Origin of the sequence: Microbacterium proteolyticum, from assembly GCF_030818075.1 — a bacterium.
Taxonomy (GTDB): domain Bacteria; phylum Actinomycetota; class Actinomycetes; order Actinomycetales; family Microbacteriaceae; genus Microbacterium; species Microbacterium proteolyticum_A.
Map to the genome: position 1 here is coordinate 3,584,253 of NZ_JAUSZZ010000001.1, position 17,186 is coordinate 3,601,438.

General features: G+C 70.6%; 14 protein-coding genes and 1 riboswitch. Of the genes, 13 read left to right on the top strand and 1 reads right to left on the bottom strand.

Annotation, left to right across the window (positions count from 1 at the left end; translation table 11 throughout):
• The 5 genes from QE392_RS16645 (at position 1) to QE392_RS16665 (ending at position 6,124) form a co-directional block, all read left to right on the top strand.
• Positions 1-807, top strand: a complete 807-nt coding sequence (locus tag QE392_RS16645) for a succinate dehydrogenase iron-sulfur subunit (protein ID WP_307453635.1) — start codon at positions 1-3, stop codon at positions 805-807.
• Between the two features lie 949 nt (positions 808-1,756).
• Entirely contained in the window at positions 1,757-2,956 is a 1,200-nt protein-coding gene (locus QE392_RS16650) for a YihY/virulence factor BrkB family protein (RefSeq protein ID WP_307453637.1), read from the top strand.
• Between the two features lie 55 nt (positions 2,957-3,011).
• Positions 3,012-3,863, top strand: a complete 852-nt coding sequence (locus tag QE392_RS16655; protein WP_307453639.1) for an exodeoxyribonuclease III — start codon at positions 3,012-3,014, stop codon at positions 3,861-3,863.
• Positions 3,864-3,889: 26 nt separating this feature from the next.
• Positions 3,890-4,894 (top strand): tryptophan--tRNA ligase, encoded by a 1,005-nt coding sequence (trpS, locus tag QE392_RS16660; protein ID WP_307453642.1) that lies wholly within the window; start codon positions 3,890-3,892, stop codon positions 4,892-4,894.
• A gap of 366 nt (positions 4,895-5,260) precedes the next feature.
• Positions 5,261-6,124: an Fpg/Nei family DNA glycosylase gene (locus tag QE392_RS16665; protein WP_307453644.1), complete on the top strand. Its 864-nt coding sequence runs from the start codon at positions 5,261-5,263 to the stop codon at positions 6,122-6,124.
• A gap of 135 nt (positions 6,125-6,259) precedes the next feature.
• Here the strand turns inward: QE392_RS16665 and QE392_RS16670 are convergent, their stop codons facing one another.
• Positions 6,260-7,972, bottom strand: coding sequence for a S8 family serine peptidase (locus tag QE392_RS16670; protein ID WP_307453646.1), 1,713 nt, complete (start codon positions 7,970-7,972; stop codon positions 6,260-6,262).
• Between the two features lie 318 nt (positions 7,973-8,290).
• A riboswitch (FMN riboswitch) is annotated at positions 8,291-8,440 on the top strand.
• Positions 8,441-8,497: 57 nt separating this feature from the next.
• Here QE392_RS16670 and ribD point away from each other — a divergent pair.
• The 8 genes from ribD (at position 8,498) to QE392_RS16710 (ending at position 16,653) form a co-directional block, all read left to right on the top strand.
• Entirely contained in the window at positions 8,498-9,679 is a 1,182-nt protein-coding gene (gene ribD / locus QE392_RS16675; RefSeq protein WP_307453649.1) for a bifunctional diaminohydroxyphosphoribosylaminopyrimidine deaminase/5-amino-6-(5-phosphoribosylamino)uracil reductase RibD, read from the top strand.
• The gene (locus tag QE392_RS16680; RefSeq protein ID WP_307453650.1) at positions 9,679-10,335 is read left to right on the top strand and encodes a riboflavin synthase; all 657 of its coding nucleotides are present in this window, start codon (positions 9,679-9,681) and stop codon (positions 10,333-10,335) included. The genes ribD and QE392_RS16680 overlap by 1 nt, the downstream gene beginning before the upstream one ends.
• On the top strand, positions 10,332-11,600 hold the full coding sequence (gene ribA, locus QE392_RS16685; RefSeq protein WP_307453652.1) for a GTP cyclohydrolase II: 1,269 nt from the start codon (positions 10,332-10,334) through the stop codon (positions 11,598-11,600). The genes QE392_RS16680 and ribA overlap by 4 nt, the downstream gene beginning before the upstream one ends.
• Positions 11,600-12,073: a 6,7-dimethyl-8-ribityllumazine synthase gene (ribH, locus tag QE392_RS16690; RefSeq protein WP_307453655.1), complete on the top strand. Its 474-nt coding sequence runs from the start codon at positions 11,600-11,602 to the stop codon at positions 12,071-12,073. The genes ribA and ribH overlap by 1 nt, the downstream gene beginning before the upstream one ends.
• 189 nt (positions 12,074-12,262) lie before the next feature.
• Positions 12,263-12,616 carry a Fe-S protein gene (locus QE392_RS16695; RefSeq protein ID WP_307453657.1) on the top strand — a complete coding sequence of 118 codons (354 nt, stop codon included), beginning with the start codon at positions 12,263-12,265 and terminating at the stop codon, positions 12,614-12,616.
• 184 nt (positions 12,617-12,800) lie between these two features.
• Positions 12,801-14,255 carry an MFS transporter gene (locus QE392_RS16700; protein WP_307454182.1) on the top strand — a complete coding sequence of 485 codons (1,455 nt, stop codon included), beginning with the start codon at positions 12,801-12,803 and terminating at the stop codon, positions 14,253-14,255.
• A 156-nt stretch (positions 14,256-14,411) separates the two neighbouring features.
• Positions 14,412-14,624 carry an AsnC family protein gene (locus QE392_RS16705; protein ID WP_307453660.1) on the top strand — a complete coding sequence of 71 codons (213 nt, stop codon included), beginning with the start codon at positions 14,412-14,414 and terminating at the stop codon, positions 14,622-14,624.
• A gap of 103 nt (positions 14,625-14,727) precedes the next feature.
• Entirely contained in the window at positions 14,728-16,653 is a 1,926-nt protein-coding gene (locus QE392_RS16710) for an ABC transporter ATP-binding protein (protein WP_307453663.1), read from the top strand.
• Positions 16,654-17,186 lie beyond the last annotated feature (533 nt).

Consider the following 17,186-nt stretch of genomic DNA (forward strand, 5'->3'; position numbering starts at 1 on the left):
ATGGCATCCACCGCCCTTCGACAGGCTCAGGGACCCGAGACCTCAGTGGACACCTCGGACGAGATCGAGCAGGCTCCCGCCGACACCGGCATCCAGTCGTTCCTCGTCACCTTCAACATCCGCCGCTTCGACCCCGAGGTCGACGACGAGCCCCGGTGGGTCGACTACGACGTGGAGCTGTACTCCACCGACCGCGTTCTCGACGCGCTGCACAAGATCAAGTGGGAGACCGACGGCTCGCTGTCGTTCCGCCGCTCGTGCGCGCACGGCATCTGCGGATCGGATGCCATGCGCATCAACGGCCGTAACCGCCTGGCCTGCAAGACGCTGATCAAGGATCTCGACATCTCGCAGCCGATCTACGTCGAGGCGATCAAGGGCCTGCCGCTGGAGAAAGACCTCATCGTCGACATGGAGCCGTTCTTCGCCTCCTACCGCGAGGTGCAGCCGTTCCTCATCGCGAACTCCAAGCCGGAGCCGGGCAAGGAGCGCGTGCAGTCGATCGTCGACCGCGAGGTCTTCGACGACACCACCAAGTGCATCCTGTGCGCCGCGTGCACCTCGTCGTGCCCGGTGTTCTGGACCGACGGGCAGTACTTCGGCCCCGCCGCGATCGTCAACGCGCACCGCTTCATCTTCGACTCGCGCGACGACGCGGGCGATGTGCGTCTCGACATCCTCAACGACAAAGAGGGCGTGTGGCGCTGCCGGACGACCTTCAACTGCACCGAGGCGTGCCCCCGCGGCATCGAGGTCACCAAGGCCATCGCCGAGGTCAAGCAGGCCGTCCTGCGCGGCGGTCGCTGACCCTCCTCCCCTCTCGAACGGCGGGTGCGCCCGGGCTTCGGTCCCGGCGTCCCGCCGTTCGGCGTTTGCGGGGTCCCGCGCGGCCCCGGCAGCGCCGCCGCGCAGTGTCCGACGCCGCGGCGGCATCCACCCGGTCGCCTGCTCGCAGAAGCGTGCTTTCCGCGCAGGTTCTTGCGGGATGGATGCGAGGATCGCGCTGATCTGCGAGCGCACCACCCGCGGACGCCACTGCGCGGTACGGCGATCACCGCGCGTGCCGAGGGCACGGCATCCACGCGGTCGCCCGCCCTTCTCGCAGAAGCGCACTCTCCCCGCAGATTCCTGGCGGACGGATGCGAAAATCGCGCCGATCTGCGAGCGTCCGCCGGCGGAAGCCACCGCGCTACGGCGGTCACCGCGCGCTGAGGGCCAGCGTCCACGCGGTCGCCAGCTCGCAGAAATGCGTTCTCCCCGCAGATTCCTGGCGGACGGATGCGAGGAACACGCCGATCTGCGAGCGCACCACCCGCGGACGCCACGCGCGGTACGGCGATCACCCCGCGGGCTGAGGGCACGGCATCCACGCGGTCACCTGCGCGCAGAAACGCGCTCTCCTCGCAGATTCTCGGCGGACGGATGCGAAGAACGCGCCGATCTGCGAGCGCACGCTCCGCGGGCTGAGGGCACGGCATCCACGCGGTCGCCTGATCGCAGAAATGCGCTCTCCCCGCAGATTCCCGGCGGACGGATGCGAAGAACGCACCGATCTGCGAGCGCACGCCCCGCGCGCTGAGGGCACGGCATCCACGCGGTCACCTGCGCGCAGAAACGCGCTCTCCCCGCAGATTCCTGGCGGACGGATGCGGGGAACGCGCCGATCTGCGAGCGCACCACCCGCGGACGCCACCGCGCGGTACGGCGATCCCCGCGCGCGCTGAGGGCGGCGGCATCCATTCATTAGGCTCGACGGGTGACCGAGAGCCGCCCCGACGCCCGCCCGCTGCCCGCGGTGCGCGACGAGGAGGCACCGCTGCGCGCACGTCTGGAGGCGGCGCAGACGGCCGTGCGCGAGCGCCTCGATCAGCCGATCGCCCGGGCGGCCAGGATCGCTCGGTGGTTCCCGATCCGGGTGTGGCGGCACTTCCTGCAGCACAACGGCTTCCTGCTGGCGGCGGGCATGAGCTATCAGGCGCTCTTCGCCGTGTTCTCGGCGCTTTACCTGGCGTTCGCCGCCGTGGGTCTCTGGCTCGGCGGCAGCAGGCAGGCGGTGGAAGGCCTGATCCGGATCGTCAACGGCTACATCCCCGGCCTCGTCAGTGACAACGGCCTCGTCAAGCCCGAGCAGGTCGAGGAGGCGACGCAGCAGAGCGGGAGCCTGCTGACGATCACCGGCGGTGTCGCCGTCGTGGTGGTCGTCTGGACGGCCATCGGCTTCGTGACCTTCACCCGCCGCGCGGTGCGCGACACCTTCGGCCTGCCGTTCGACACGCGCAACTACGTCATGCTCAAGGCCCGCGATTTCCTGGCATCCGTGCTGTTCGGCCTCTCGCTGCTCGCCGGCGCCCTGCTCGGCACCGTGACGACCGGTGCCATCGACCTCGTCTTCGCCCTCATCGGGTGGGATCGGGAGAGCGCGGGCTGGATCCTGGGCGCGCGGGCGGTGTCGCTGGTGGTCGCGTTCGGCATCAACACGGTCGCCCTCGCCGCCCTGTTCCGCTTCCTGACCGGCACCAGCCTGTCGTGGCGGCGGGCGTGGCCGGGCGCGATCGTCGGGGCGACGGGGACGGTGCTGCTGCAGGTGGGAGCCGGCTTCCTCGTGGTGTACACGCCCACCAATCCGCTGCTGTCCACCTTCACGGTGCTCATCGGGTTCCTGCTGTGGTTCCGCTTCATCGGCATCGTCATCCTGGTGTCGGCCGCGTGGATCGCCGTGGCCGCCGGAGATCGCGACGTGCCGCTGCGCTCGCCCGAGGATCGCCGCGCGATGGAGCAGGCCGCGCTGGTCATCGCCGCGCAGGTGGGGGTGCGCGAGGCCGAGAAGGCGCTGGCGCTCGCACGCTGGCCGTGGCGCCGGCGGGCTCGCCGCCGGCTCGCCGCGGCGCAGAAGGCCCTGGCCCGGGCCGAGGCCGACGTGCCCGCGCCGCGTCGGGTGTCGCTCATTCCCGAGTGAGGGAGGGCCGCGCGACGCCCGGGGCGATGTCGGAGGTCGACGTTAGGCTCATCGGGTGGCTCGTTCCGTGCGTATCGTCTCCGTCAACGTCAATGGCATCCGTGCCGCCGTCCGCAAGGGCATGACCGAGTGGCTCGACGCCTCGGGCGCCGACATCGTCGCCCTGCAAGAGGTGCGCGCGACCGCCGAGCAGCTGGCCGAGGCCCTGCCCGGGTGGGAGGTCGTCAACGACGAGTCCCTGCAGAAGGGGCGCGCGGGCGTCGCCATCATCAGCCGCCTGCCCGGTGTCGAGACGCGCACGCATCTCGGCCCCGAACCGCTCGACGCGTCGGGGCGGTGGATCGAGACCGACTTCGACATCGACGGCGAGACCGTCACCGTCATCAGCGCCTATGTGCACAGCGGCGAAGTCGACACCCCGAAGCAGGAGGCGAAGTGGCAGTTCCTGGATGCCATGGAGCGCCGCCTGGCGGAGCTCGGCGACGCGACCGAGCTGGCGGTCGTCATGGGCGACCTGAACGTCGGGCACCGCGAGCTCGACATCAAGAACTGGAAGGGCAATCGGAAGAACGCCGGCTTCCTCCCGCGCGAGCGGGCATACTTCGACCGGTTCTTCGGCCCCGCGGGGGAACAGGTCCAGGGTGCCGACGGCTCCACCGGCACGGGCCTGGGGTGGGTCGACGTCGGTCGTCGGCACGCCGGCGAGGTCGAGGGTCCGTATACGTGGTGGTCGATGCGCGGGAAGGCCTTCGACAACGACTCGGGCTGGCGCATCGATTACCACGTCGTCACGCCCGCCCTCGCGGAGCGCGTGACGGACTACCGGGTCGACCGGGCCCCGTCGTACGACACCCGGTGGAGCGACCACTCCCCCGTCGTCGTCGACTACACGCTCGGGCGGTCGTGACCGCCCCCGGCACCTAGGATCGGAAGGTGACTCAGCAGCGCCTCTACTCCGGAATGCAGCCCTCCGCCGACAGCCTCCAGATCGGCAACTACATCGGGGCTCTCCTGCAGTGGCGCAACCTGCAAGACGAGTACGACGCGTTCTTCTCCGTTGTCGACCTCCACGCCCTGACGCAGCCAGGCGACCCCGCCGAGCGTCGCGAGAAGACCCGTCGCACCGCGGCGCAGTACATCGCCGCGGGCATCGAGCCCTCCCGTTCGACGCTGTACGTGCAGTCGCACGTGCCCGCGCACGCCGAGCTGCAGTGGGTGCTGTCGACGATGACCGGCTTCGGCGAGGCCGGGCGCATGACCCAGTTCAAAGACAAGTCGGCCCGGTACGGCGCGGATGCCACCAACGTCGGTCTCTTCACCTACCCGGTGCTCATGGCGGCCGACATCCTGCTCTACCAGACCGACGTCGTGCCCGTCGGCGACGACCAGAAGCAGCACATCGAGCTCACGCGCGACCTCGCCGAGCGCTTCAACCAGCGCTTCGGTGAGACGTTCACCGTGCCGAAGCCGGTGATCCAACGCGAGACGGCCCGCATCTACGACCTGCAGAACCCCACGTCGAAGATGTCGAAATCCGCCGAGTCCGACGCCGGCGTACTGTGGCTGCTCGACGAGCCGAAGGTCAGCGCGAAGAAGATCATGCGCGCGGTCACCGACTCCGAGGGCGCGGTGCGTTTCGACCGCGACGAGAAGCCCGGCGTCTCGAACCTCTTGGTGATCTACTCGGCCTTGACCGGTCGCGAGATCGGCTCGATCGAAGACGAGTACGCCGGTCGCGGATACGGCGACTTCAAGAAGGGCCTCGCCGAGGTCGTCGTGAACGAGTTCGAGCCGGTGCGCGAGCGCGCGCTCGAGCTGCTGGCCGACCCCGCCGAACTCGACCGCGTGCTGGCGGTCAACGCCGACAAGGCGGCATCCGTCGCCGAGAAGACCCTCGCCGACGTGTACGACCGCATCGGCCTGCTGCGCCGCGGCTGACGCTCACCGGCATCGACGCCCGCGGATCTCCGGATGTCGCGGGCGACGACGCCAGCTCATCTCCCGACGCTCACCGGCGACGACGCCCGCTCAACTCCGGATGCCGCGGGAGTCGTCGTTCCCCGGCACTGCCCGGCGGGCACGACGGGTGCGGCGCTCGTCGTCGTTCCCCGGCATGCCGGGCGGACACGACAGGCGCGGCGCGAATCCGAGGCGGAAACCGACGACGCCCGGCGGGGCCTGCGGAGAGCGATTCCGGGCGTCGCGGACCGGAGCGACGGGCATCCCCGTCCGCCGCACACGCCCCTCCCCCTGGCCGGCGCAAGTCCCGACCGCGATGTCGGTGGGACGTGGCACCATGGGCGCATGCCGGAGATGCCGGAGGTCGAGGGCCTCGTCGAGTTCTTACACGGACGCCTGAGCGGGCTGCGCATCGCGAAAGCCACCGTGTCGGCGATCAACGCCCTGAAGACGTACGACCCGCCCCTCACCGACCTCGTCGGCGCCCAGGTGACGGGCGTCGAACGGCACGGGAAGTTCGTCGATTTCGCGACCGATGGTGGCATCCATCTCGTCTTCCACCTCGCGAAGGCGGGCTGGCTGCGCTGGTACGACGCGCTGCCGTCGACGCTGATCAAGCCGGGCCGGACGCCCATCGCCCTCCGGATCGGGCTCGACGACGGCTCGGGCTTCGACCTCACCGAGGCCGGCACCAAGAAATCCCTCGCCGTCTACGCGGTGACGTCGCCCGACCAGGTGCCCGGGATTGCGCGCCTCGGACCCGACCCGCTCGACGACGACGTCGATCGCGCGCAGTTCGGCGCCCTGCTCGCCGGCCGTCGCACGCAGATCAAAGGCGTTCTGCGCGACCAGACGATCATCGCGGGCGTCGGAAACGCGTATTCCGACGAGATTCTGCACGCCGCGAAAATGTCGCCCTACGCCCTCGCCGCCACGCTCACCGACGAAGACGTGGACCGACTCTTCACCGCCATGACCGAAACCCTCGCAGAGGCCGTCCACGCAGCCCGCGGAAAGCCACCGGCGGAATTGAAGGATGCGAAGCGGCGCGGCATGCGCGTGCACGGGCGGCGCGGGCAAGCGTGCCCGGTCTGCGGCGACGAGGTGCGCAGCGTGTTCTTCGCGGACAACTCCCTCGAGTACTGTCCGACGTGCCAAACGGGCGGGAAGCTGCTAGCCGACCGACGGTTGTCCCGGCTTCTGAAGTAGGCCGTTCGCGCGATCGGACGCCGGGCGCGGGGACCGACCACCCCGGCCGGTCGGGTCGGAGAACCGCCGAGACCGAGCCGCCGTATGACAACGGCGGGCGGCACCGGAGTGCCGCCCGCCGCGTGATTCAGAGGATCAAGCGATCCGGATCGTCACGGTCGCGCTCCACCCGACATTGCCGGCGGCGTCGGTGGCGCGGGATCGCACCTGGTACGTCCCCTTGGGGTACTTCGAGGAGTCCAGCGTCGTGCGCCACTGTCCGTCGCTCCCTCGCACGCCATCGCCGAGCTTGGTGGAGCCCGCCCAGAAGCTCACACCGGTCACACCGACGTTGTCGCTCGCGGAGGCCACGAGCGTGCCGGTCCCCGAGACCGTCGACCCCGAGGCGGGGCTGACGATCGACGTGGTCGGAGCGACCCGGTCGGCGCCGGCGGTCGGCGACGGCGTCGGGGTCGCCGTGCGCGTGGGGGTCGGCGACGGGCTCGGCGTCCGGGTGGGAGTCGGCGTCGGGCTCGGCGTGCGCGTGGGCGTGGGAGAGGCGGTGGGCGTCGGCGCCGTGCCCGAACCCGAGGCCGAGACGGTCGCCAGGTATCCGTAGTACTTGTTCGGCGACGAGCCCGCGGCCGACGGGCTGCCGAACCAGGTGTGGCCCTTGGCATCAGCCGCCGACGCCTGCGAGACGAGCTGCTTGATGACCTGCGCGGGCGCCATGCCGGAGCAGGTGCCGATGGCGAAGCAATCCAGGACGACGCCACTGAGAGCCGCGGTGGCCATGCTCGTGCCGGACTGGATGTAGCCGAAGCGGTCGCCCTTCTGCGTCGTGTACGGGCACGTGCCGGGCGCTGCGAGCGTGTGCGCCTTGTCGTCGGCCGAGACGGCGAAGTTCGTGTTGAGCCAGGGCTGGTCGTCGCGCGTGCTCAGACCGCACGAGCTCGCCGCCAGGCCACCCGGCTTGCCGTCGTAGTCGGCCATGTTCGTGGCCGTGAGGACCTCGTCGTAGGCACCGGGCAGCGTTCCCGCGAGGTCGGCGGCGCTGTTGCCGCCCGCCGCCACCACGACCACGCCGCCGTTCACCACGCGGCACACAGCCTGGTGCAGCGCGTCGCCGTTGCTGTAGCCGCAGTTGTCGTCGTCGGTGCCGCCGAAGCCGAGGCTCATGTTGGCGACCTTGATGTTGTAGGTCTTCGCGTTGGCGGCCACCCAGTCCAGGCCGCACAGCAGCGACGACAGCGTGCCCTTGTTCTTGCTGTCCATGACACGCACCGAGTAGATCGGGGCGCCGGGGGCGACACCGACCGTTCCGAAGTCGTTGTCGTACGCGGCCATGTAGCCCGAGACGCCGGTGCCGTGACCGTTGCCGTCCAACTCGTCGCTGAAGCCGAGGCAGTTGACCGCCTTGACCAGGTTGTAGTCGATGTGCGGGTTGACCCCGGAGTCGATCACGGCGACCGCCGGGCCCGTCCACGCCTTCTGCACGCCGTCGCCCGCGCTGATGGGCGCCTTGTCGGCCTGCACGGTCTTCGGTGTGGGCGTGTCGGCCTGCGCGAACCCCTCGATCTCGACGTCGGCGGTCAGGGCACCCACGCGCGGATCGTTCGCCAGCGCGGTCGCCTCCTCGGCCGTCAGCGTCGCCGCGAAACCGTTGAGCGCGGCCGTGTACCGTTCGTCGACGTCGACGCCGTATCGCGTCGCGAGCGCCGCGGCGTCGACGCCGTCGGCGAGCCCGATGATGTAGTCGCCGGCCGACCGCGTCGACGCCGACGCCGGCGCTGCGCCGACCACACCGGCGAGCAGGATGGCGGCCACAGCCACCATCGAACTCGCGGGACGGAAAATTTTCGAAGTCATTCTTCTACCCCCGTGAAGAATTCAGGGCGGAATGGGAGGAACGCCCGCCGACGATCAGAATAGGGGGAGAACGTTTCAACTGGGTGACCGGGAAAGAATTCTTTGGTAGATGCGGTGAATTCGCCCGCGCATTCTCGTTCCGCCCCGCCGCTCGCCTTTCCGATGGCGTCGCTGATCACGTGCCCCCGCCGACCCTCCCTCACCCCCCGTCTCGCCGACGTCGATCGACTCCGCCCGCCGAGGACGCCGTCCTGTGTGTCCCTCCGTTCCGGGGAATGAAACCGTCGCACGCACGTTCACTACACTCAGAAGTGCAACAACGTGCTCCGGGGTCGGTGAGAATCCGAACCGGCGGTGACAGTCCGCGAACCCCTCCGCATCACGCGGTGGGGCCGATCCGGTGGAATTCCGGAACCGACGGTGATGCGAGGGTCCTCCCTCGCTAGTCCGGATAGGAGGCAGCACGGATGGCGCGTCGCGCCTTCCCGCTGGTCCTGCCCCGAACACCGCGGGAAGGACAGGGAAATGGCATCCGCCATCGAGATCGACGCCATGCGGCGAGCGCTGCAGCTCGCCCGGCGCGGCCCACGCGGGCTCAATCCGCAGGTCGGCGCGATCCTTCTGTCCCCCGGCGGCGAGGTGCTGGCGGAGGGGTACCACCGCGGTGCCGGCACGCCGCACGCCGAGGTCGACGCGCTGTCGCAGGTGACGGCGGATGCCGCGCGCGGCGCGACCGCCGTCGTCACTCTGGAGCCGTGCAACCACACCGGCCGCACCGGCCCGTGCGCCGTGGCGCTGATCGAGGCGGGCGTCGCCCGGGTCGTCTATGCGCTCGACGATCCCACGGATGCCGCGGCCGGCGGCGCCGATCGCCTCCGCGGCGCCGGCGTGGTGGTGGAGAGCGGCGTCGAAGCGGACGCCGCGGAGGAGGTGATCCACGACTGGGTCGCCCTCCAGCGCACCGGCCGCCCGCACGTCACCGTCAAGTGGGCGCAGAGCCTGGACGGGCGCGCCGCGGCCGACGACGGGACCAGTCAGTGGATCACGGGAGCGGTCGCCCGCCGCGATGTGCACGCCCGGCGTGCGATCGCGGATGCGATCGTCGCCGGCACCGGAACCATCCATGCCGACGATCCCGCGCTGACCGCACGGGCGGAGGACGGCTCGTTGCTCCCGGCCCAGCCGATCCCGGTGGTCATCGGCTCGACCGAGACGGCTCCGGATGCCGCTGTGCGCCGTCATCCCCACGAGCCCCTCTTCTATCCGACCCACGACCTGCCCGCCGTGCTCGCCGATCTTGCCGGCCGGGGCGTCCAGCGCGTCTTCGTCGAGGGCGGCCCGACCCTCGCCAGCGCCTTCATCCGCGCGGGTCTCGCCGACGAGCTGCTCGTCTACCTCGCGCCGGTCCTGCTCGGCGGCTCGCGCCTCGCGCTCGGCGACCTCGGCGTACCGAGCATCGCGAACGCCCGTCGGCTGGCCGTGGCATCCGTCGAGATCCTGGGCGACGACATGCTGCTCGTCGCCCGACCGGCAGCCGCGCCCGCCACGGGGCCGGCGGCAGCCGCGCCCGCCACGCGCTCGGCGGCAGCCGCGCCCGCCACGCGAGCCGACCGACCGGCCGTCGACGGGTCGACAGCCCTCGCCCCGGCATCCACCGGCCCCGAACCCGCCCGCGCGACAGCGCCCCAGCACAGAGGAGACGTCTGATGTTCACCGGAATCGTCGAAGAGATCGGCGCCGTCACCGCGGTCGAGCCCTCGGGCGACGGCGTGCGCCTCACCCTCCGCGCCCCCCTGTCGGTGTCGGATGCCGGGCACGGCGATTCGATCTCGGTCAGCGGGGTGTGCCTCACGGTCGTCGACCAAGGAGACGACTGGTTCACCGCCGACGTCATGAAGCAGACCCTCGACATGTCGACCCTCGCCGACGTCGCCCCCGGCCGCGCGGTCAACCTCGAGCGGGCGACAGCCGCACACGGTCGCCTCGGCGGCCACATCGTGCAGGGTCACATCGACGGCACCGGCGTGGTTCGCGAGGTGCGACCCGGAGCGCAGTGGAGCGTCGTGCGGGTCGGCATCCCGGCTCACCTCGCTCCGCTCGTCGTCGACAAGGGATCCATCGCGATCGACGGCGTCTCGCTCACCGTCAGTGCGGTCAGCGATGCCGCCGATCCCGAGCCGTGGCTGGAGGTCTCACTCATCCCCGAGACCCTGGCGGCGACCACGCTCGGCCGCGCCGAGGCCGGCACCCCCGTCAACCTCGAGACCGACATCCTGGCGCGGCACGTGCAGCGGATGCTCGCCTTCCGAACCTCAGAGAACCCCGCGGCGCCCGCCGCTCCGACCGAGAGGGGCTCCGCATGAGCCTGTCCCCCATCCCCGAGGCCCTGGAGGCCCTGCGCCAGGGCCGACCGATCCTGGTGGCCGACGACGAGAACCGTGAGAACGAGGGCGACGTCGTCATCTCGGCGCAGCTCGCCACGCCCGAGTGGCTGGCGTGGACGGTCCGCTGGTCGAGCGGCTACGTCTGCGCGCCCATGCCCGCGGAGTGGGCCGACCGGCTCGACCTGCCGCCCATGGTCGAGGTCAGCCAGGACGCCCGGGGCACGGCGTACACGGTGAGCGTCGACGCGGCTTCCGGTGTCACCACCGGCATCAGCGCGGCCGACCGCGCCCGCACGCTGAACGTGCTGGCCGACCCGGAGTCGGTGCCCACCAGCCTCATCCGCCCCGGCCACGTCCTGCCTCTTCGTGCCGTCGACGGGGGTGTCCGCGAACGCGCCGGCCACACCGAGGCCGCCGTCGACCTCATGCGTCTCGCCGGCCTCGAGCCGGTCGGCGCGATCGCCGAGGTCGTCGCGGAGGACGGCAGCATGATGCGTCTGCCCGGCCTGTTCGAGCTCGGCGAGCGCGATGGCATCCCCGTCATCACGATCGAGCAGCTCATCGCGTATCTCAACGAGACCGACCCCACGCCCGCGGCAGCGCCCGCCCGGCGCCGCGTGAGCCTGCGCGCGGAGTCGAACGTCCCCACCTCGCACGGGACGTTCCGCTTCCTCGCATACAAGGACCGCGTCACCGGCACCGACCACCTCGCCGTCGTGTCGGGGGATCTGACCGAGAAGGCACCGCTCGTGCGCGTGCACTCGGAGTGCCTGACCGGTGAGGCCTTCGGTTCGCTGAAGTGCGAGTGCGGTCCGCAGCTGGATGCCGCCCTCGACACCATCGACCGCGACGGCGGAGTCGTCATCTACATGCGCGGACACGAGGGACGCGGCATCGGCCTCATCAACAAGCTGCGCGCGTACAGCCTGCAGGAGCGCGGCCTCGACACCGTCGACGCCAACCTCGCGCTGGGTCTGCCCGCCGACGCGCGCGACTACGCCGCCGCAGCCGGCATCCTCGCCGATCTCGGCGTCGAACAGGTGCGCCTGCTCACGAACAACACCGACAAGGTCGCGCAGCTGCGCGGCTTCGGCCTCGACGTCGTCGAGCAGGTGCCCCTGCTCGTGGGCGTCGGCCCCAACAACCACCAGTACCTCGAGACCAAGCGCGACCGCATGGGTCACGTGATCGCCGAGGACGACCTGCGCGACGCGCTCGCGCACCTGAAGGAAGAGAGCGTCTGATGGCCGGCAGTGGAGCACCCGAGACCGGCGGCGTCGATGCGTCGGGTCTGAACGTCGTCGTCGTCGCGGGGACCTGGCACGACGTCATCACCGACGGCCTCATCGCCGGAGCCGAGCGAATCCTGGATGCCACGGGTGCGGCGTACCGCGTCGTGCGCGTCGCGGGTTCGTTCGAGCTGCCCGTCGCCGCCAAGGCCGCATTGGAGGGCGGGGCGGATGCCGTCGTGGCCCTCGGCGTGATCATCCGGGGTGGGACGCCGCACTTCGAGTTCGTCTCGTCGGCGGCGACGGACGGTCTCACACGCGTCGCGCTCGACACCGGCAAGCCGGTCGGCTTCGGCGTCCTGACCCTCGACGACGAGCAGCAGGGTCTCGACCGCGCGGGACTCGCGGGCTCGAAGGAGGACAAGGGCGCCGAGGCCGCCGACGCGGCGATCCGCACGGCGCTGCTGCTGCGGGAGCTGCGCGGCTGAGCGTCGTTGCTTTGACAGGCTCAGGGCCCTGCCCCGAGCGAGGTGGCTGAGCCTGTCAAAGCCACCGGAGACCCCGTGGGGCCGGTCCCTTCGACAGGCTCAGGGACCTCACGTCGGCGTCGGATCTGAGGCCCACGGTGAGGCCCGCCTTGCTGGCGACTGCGGCACGGCATCCATAATCTGACCGGTATGGAGCTTCTGCGCAACGTCGTCATCCTCGTGCACCTCGTCGGCTTCGCGGTGCTGTTCGGCGCGTGGGTCGTCGAGGCGGTGGCGCGCCGCAACCGCATCACCCGGCTGATGAACCCCGCCCTCGGGATCTCCCTGCTTTCGGGCCTGGCGCTGTCGGCTCCCTGGGGCCTCGACCACGACCTCAACTACACGAAGATCGCGATCAAGCTCGTCGTGCTGCTCGTGATCGGCGCCCTGCTCGGTATCGGATCGGCGCGGCAGAAGCGCACGGACGCGCAGCCCTCCGCGATTTTCTGGCTCATCGGCATCCTGACCCTGCTCAACGCGGGCCTTGCGGTCATCTGGCGCTGACGACGACGTGTGGCGCGCTCAGCGCACGCATAGACTGGGCCCCCTGACGCCCCCCACGCAGGGGGCGTCTCGGTGTTCCCTCGCATCCGCCCTCGCGGCCACCCCGTGACGGCGGTGCGGCACCGCCGCGTCCGACCCCGGACGCGACCGTTCGACCCTCTCGTCAGGCAGTCATGACCAGCTCATATCCCCCTCCACCCGCTCGAACCGATCCGCCGCGACCGCGCCGGCCAACCCGCGCTCCCGCGTCATCACGGCCAGCCTCGTCGGCACGACGATCGAGTTCTACGACTTCTACGCGTACGCCACGGCCGCCGTGCTCGTCTTCCCGGTGCTCTTCTTCCCCACCGGCAACGAGACGACCTCGCTGCTGCTGTCGTTCAGCGTCTTCGGCGCCGCCATGGTCGCGCGGCCGCTCGGCGCCATCGTCTTCGGCCACTTCGGCGACCGCTTCGGCCGCAAGGCCACGCTCGTGGCATCCCTCCTCACGATGGGCGTCGCGACCTTCCTCATCGGCTGCCTGCCCACGTTCAACGAGATCGGCGTCTGGGCTGCCGTCCTGCTGCTGATCATGCGCCTCGCGCAGGGTTTCGCGCTCGGCGGCGAGTGGTCGGGCGCGGCGCTGGTCGCGACCGAGAACGCCCCGCAGGGCAAGCGCGCGCTGTTCGGCACGTTCCCGCAGCTGGGCGCCCCGATCGGCTTCATCATCGCCAACACGGTGTTCCTCGTCATCAACTTCGCGCTGCCGCACCCCGACGGCACCGCGCAGCGTTCGGCGGAGTTCCTGTCTTGGGGCTGGCGCGTGCCGTTCCTGTTCTCGGCCGTGATGGTCATCGTCGGCCTGTACGTGCGCCTCAAGCTGGTCGAGAGCGAGTCGTTCGCGAAGGCCGAGAAGAGCGGCGTCATCCGCAAGTTCCCGCTCGGCGAGGTCGTGCGTCGCAACGGCAAGCAGCTCATCCTCGGCACGTTCATCATGCTGGCGACCTACGTGCTGTTCTACCTGATGACGAGCTTCACCCTCTCGTACGGCACCAAGCCCACCGCCGAGGCTGCCGCCGCCGCAGCCGAGAAGGCCGGTACCCCGTTCGACGCCGCCACCTACGTACCGGGGCTCGGCTTCGGCTACACCGACTTCGTGATCATGCAGATCATCGGCGTGGTGTTCTTCGGCGTCTTCACGATGCTGTCAGGCCCGGTCGCCGACGCGATCGGCCGTAAGCGCCTGCTCATCGGCGTGACGATCGCGATCATCGTGTTCGGTCTGACGTTCTCGATCTTCCTGCTGCCGCACACCGACCCGAAGTTCACCGGTGCGCTCGTTCAGGCATTCCTCGTGTTCGGCTTCCTGCTGATGGGGTCCACCTTCGGCCCGATGGGCGCGGTGCTGCCCGAGCTGTTCCCGACGAACACCCGCTACACCGGCTCGGCGATCTCGTACAACGTCTCGTCAATCCTGGGCGCCGCGCTCGCACCGATCGTCGCCGTGGCGCTCTGGGCGGCCGGCGACGGCAACCCCTGGCTCGTGGGCCTCTACCTCTCGGCCATGGGCGTTCTGACGCTCATCGCCCTGGTGCTCTCGCCCGAGACGAAGGACGTCGACTACGACGACAACATCGCCGCCGGAGCGATCGCGCCGTAACCCGCTTTCTGACGGGACAGCGGATGCCACGGGGCCTGGGCCTCGTGGCATCCGTCGTTCTCAGAAAACGGTGCCTGCGCGGGCTCGGGGTGGCGCGTCAGCCGCGGTCGTCAATCTTTGTTGACAAAAACCCCTTCGTCAACCAATGTTGACGTTATGAGCGAGACGATCCGAACGACCCTCGGCGGGGTCGGCGACGACGACCCTCTGGCGGAGCTGCACCACCTCGCGGCGCTGCGCCAGGAGATCGCGCGCCTCGAAGACGCCCAGGTGCGCCGCGCCCGGCTGCGCGGGTTCTCCTGGCTCGCGATCGCCAGCGCTCTCGGCGTGTCGAAACAGGCAGCGCACAAGAAGTACGGCCGCGCCTGACCTACCCGGCTCCGGGCGATTCCGCGCCGACGAGAGGACCGGCCGACAGTGTCGGCGGCGCGAGGTACGGTCGAAGCAACCCGTTTCTTCTCCCGAGGTCTGCATGTCTTCTCTCGCTTCCGGGCGCGGTCGGCGCGGTCGCCGCGTGCCCGAGGGCCCGCGCGCGTCGTTCCGTCAGCTGCTGCCCTTCCTGCTCGAACACAAGCGCACCCTCGTCGTCGTCGCGGTACTGAGCGTGCTGGGGGCGGCTGCCACTCTCGCCCAGCCCCTGCTCGTGGGCGAGGTCATCTCGCGCGTGCAGAACAGCGTGCCGCTGGGCGGTCTGGTCTGGCTGCTCGTGGGTTTCGTCGTGCTGTCGTCGGTGATCTCGGGCTACCAGCACTATCTGCTGCAGCGCACCGGAACCGCCGTGGTGTACTCCTCGCGGCGACGGCTCATCGCGCGCATCCTGCGCCTGCCCATCAGCGAGTTCGACGCCCGCCGCACGGGCGACCTCGTCTCACGCGTCGGCACCGACACCACGCTGCTCTACGCCGTGCTGACCCAGGGGTTCGCGGATGCCGTGGGCAACGCCCTCATCCTCGTCGGCGCCGTCGTCGCGATGGCGTTCATCGACCCGCTGCTGCTCGGGCTCATCGTGGTGGTCGTGGGCGCCTCGCTCGCCGTCGTCGTGCTGCTCAGCACGCGCATCCGCACGGCATCCGCGGAGCAACAGGCCAAGGTCGGCGAGCTCTCGTCGGGCGTCGAGCGGGCGGTGGGCTCGATCCGCATAATCCTCGCCTCCGGGGCGACCGAACGCGAGACGGCGGCGGTGACGCAGACCGCGACGGCAGCGTACGAGGCCGGGGTGCGCATCGCACGCGTATCGGCGCTGATCGTGCCGATCGCCTTCGTCGCCCTGCAGGTGTCGCTGCTGGTGGTGCTCGGCGTGGGCGGGTACCGCGTGGCATCCGGGGCCATCGACGTCGCGGCCCTCGTGACCTTCGTCATCTTCCTCTTTCTGCTCGTGCAGCCGCTCGCCTCGGCGATCGGCGCGATCACCTCCGTCAATCAGGCGCTGGGTGCGCTGGGGCGCATCCAGGAGATCCTCGACCTGCCGCTCGAGAGCGACGGCGACCGCGTCGGCGGGGCCGATTCGGTCGCCGCGTCTTCCGCGCCGGCCCAGGCGGCGAGCGCCAGCGGGGCGGGCGCGTCGCACGGGACGGATGCCGTGGCCATCGAGTTCCGCGACGTGCGGTTCCGCTACCCCGACTTTGTCGTCAAGGCGCGCGAGGCAGCCGCTCGCGAAGCGCGGTCGATGCTGGCGGACGTGCACCTGGACACCGCCGACGTTCCCGCCGACACCGACCGCGAGGTCCTGCGCGGAGTGTCCTTCACCGTGCCGCGCGGGGCGCGCGTCGCCCTGGTCGGTCCCTCGGGTGCCGGGAAGAGCACGGTGCTGTCGCTGGTCGAGCGCTTCTACGACCCCACCGCCGGCGCCATCCTCGTCGACGGTGTCGACGCCCGCGATCTACCGCGCGAGGCGCTGCGCGCCCGCTTCGGCTACGTCGAACAGGACGCCCCGACACTCGCCGGCACCATCGCCGACAACCTGCGCCTGGCGTCGCCCGCGGCATCCGACGCGGAGTGCGAGCGCGTCCTGCGCGCGGTGAACCTCGGTGATGTGCTCGAGCGCAGTGCGCTGGGCATCGACGCGCCGGTCGGCGAAGACGGCGTGATGCTGTCCGGCGGCGAGCGCCAGCGCCTCGCGATCGCGCGCGCCCTGCTGGCCGCTCCCCCGGTTCTGCTCCTCGACGAATCGACGTCGTCGCTCGACGGCGTGAACGAGCAGCGCATGCGCGAGGCCATCGACGCCGTCGCGACCGACCGCACGCTCCTCGTCATCGCGCACCGCCTGTCGACCGTCGTCGACAGCGACCTCATCGTCGTGCTGGAGGACGGCCGGGTCGTCGGGCAGGGCACGCACAGTGAGCTCGTGGCATCCACCCCCCTGTACCGCGAGCTCGCGAAGCACCAGCTGCTGGTCTAACCCGTTCGCTTGCTCCGGGGCGGGGTGCGCGAGGCGGGGCGGGGTGCGTGCGGCGGGGCCAGGCACGCGCGGCGGGGGCGCGCGAAAACTCCGCTGACTTCGGCCGAATGCACATGCGACGGCACCGTGCCCGCGCATATGGTGCAACTCAACAGCCCACGCGAGCGCAGCGAGGCCCGGGCGCGCGCCACAACCCCGCTGACTCCGACTTCGGCCGAATGCTCACGCGACGGCACTGTGCCCGCGCATATGGCGCAACTCAACAGCCACCCGCGAGCGCAGCGGGGCGGGGCGGGGCGGGGGCGCGGAAGCCCCGTTGAGTTCGGCCGAATGCTCACGCGACAGCACCGTGCGCGTGCACGTGGCTCAACTCAACACCCAGCGCCGGCGCAGCGGGGCGGCTTGGGCAGGCTAGGAGCCAGGCCCGGGCGCGCGCCACAACCCCGCTGACTTCGGCCAAATGTTCACGCGACAGCACCGCGCCCGCGCATATGGCGCAACTCAACAGACCGCGAGCGCAGCGGGCGCAGCGG

Bases quoted from the DNA above. Each gene is read 5' to 3' on its own strand.
- QE392_RS16645 (WP_307453635.1), top strand. From the start codon at position 1: ATGGCATCCACCGCCCTTCGACAGGCTCAGGGACCCGAGACCTCAGTG.
- QE392_RS16665 (WP_307453644.1), top strand. From the start codon at position 5,261: ATGCCGGAGATGCCGGAGGTCGAGGGCCTCGTCGAGTTCTTACACGGA.
- QE392_RS16670 (WP_307453646.1), bottom strand. From the start codon at position 7,972: ATGACTTCGAAAATTTTCCGTCCCGCGAGTTCGATGGTGGCTGTGGCC.
- ribD (WP_307453649.1), top strand. From the start codon at position 8,498: ATGGCATCCGCCATCGAGATCGACGCCATGCGGCGAGCGCTGCAGCTC.
- QE392_RS16680 (WP_307453650.1), top strand. From the start codon at position 9,679: ATGTTCACCGGAATCGTCGAAGAGATCGGCGCCGTCACCGCGGTCGAG.
- ribA (WP_307453652.1), top strand. From the start codon at position 10,332: ATGAGCCTGTCCCCCATCCCCGAGGCCCTGGAGGCCCTGCGCCAGGGC.
- ribH (WP_307453655.1), top strand. From the start codon at position 11,600: ATGGCCGGCAGTGGAGCACCCGAGACCGGCGGCGTCGATGCGTCGGGT.
- QE392_RS16695 (WP_307453657.1), top strand. From the start codon at position 12,263: ATGGAGCTTCTGCGCAACGTCGTCATCCTCGTGCACCTCGTCGGCTTC.
- QE392_RS16705 (WP_307453660.1), top strand. From the start codon at position 14,412: ATGAGCGAGACGATCCGAACGACCCTCGGCGGGGTCGGCGACGACGAC.
- QE392_RS16710 (WP_307453663.1), top strand. From the start codon at position 14,728: ATGTCTTCTCTCGCTTCCGGGCGCGGTCGGCGCGGTCGCCGCGTGCCC.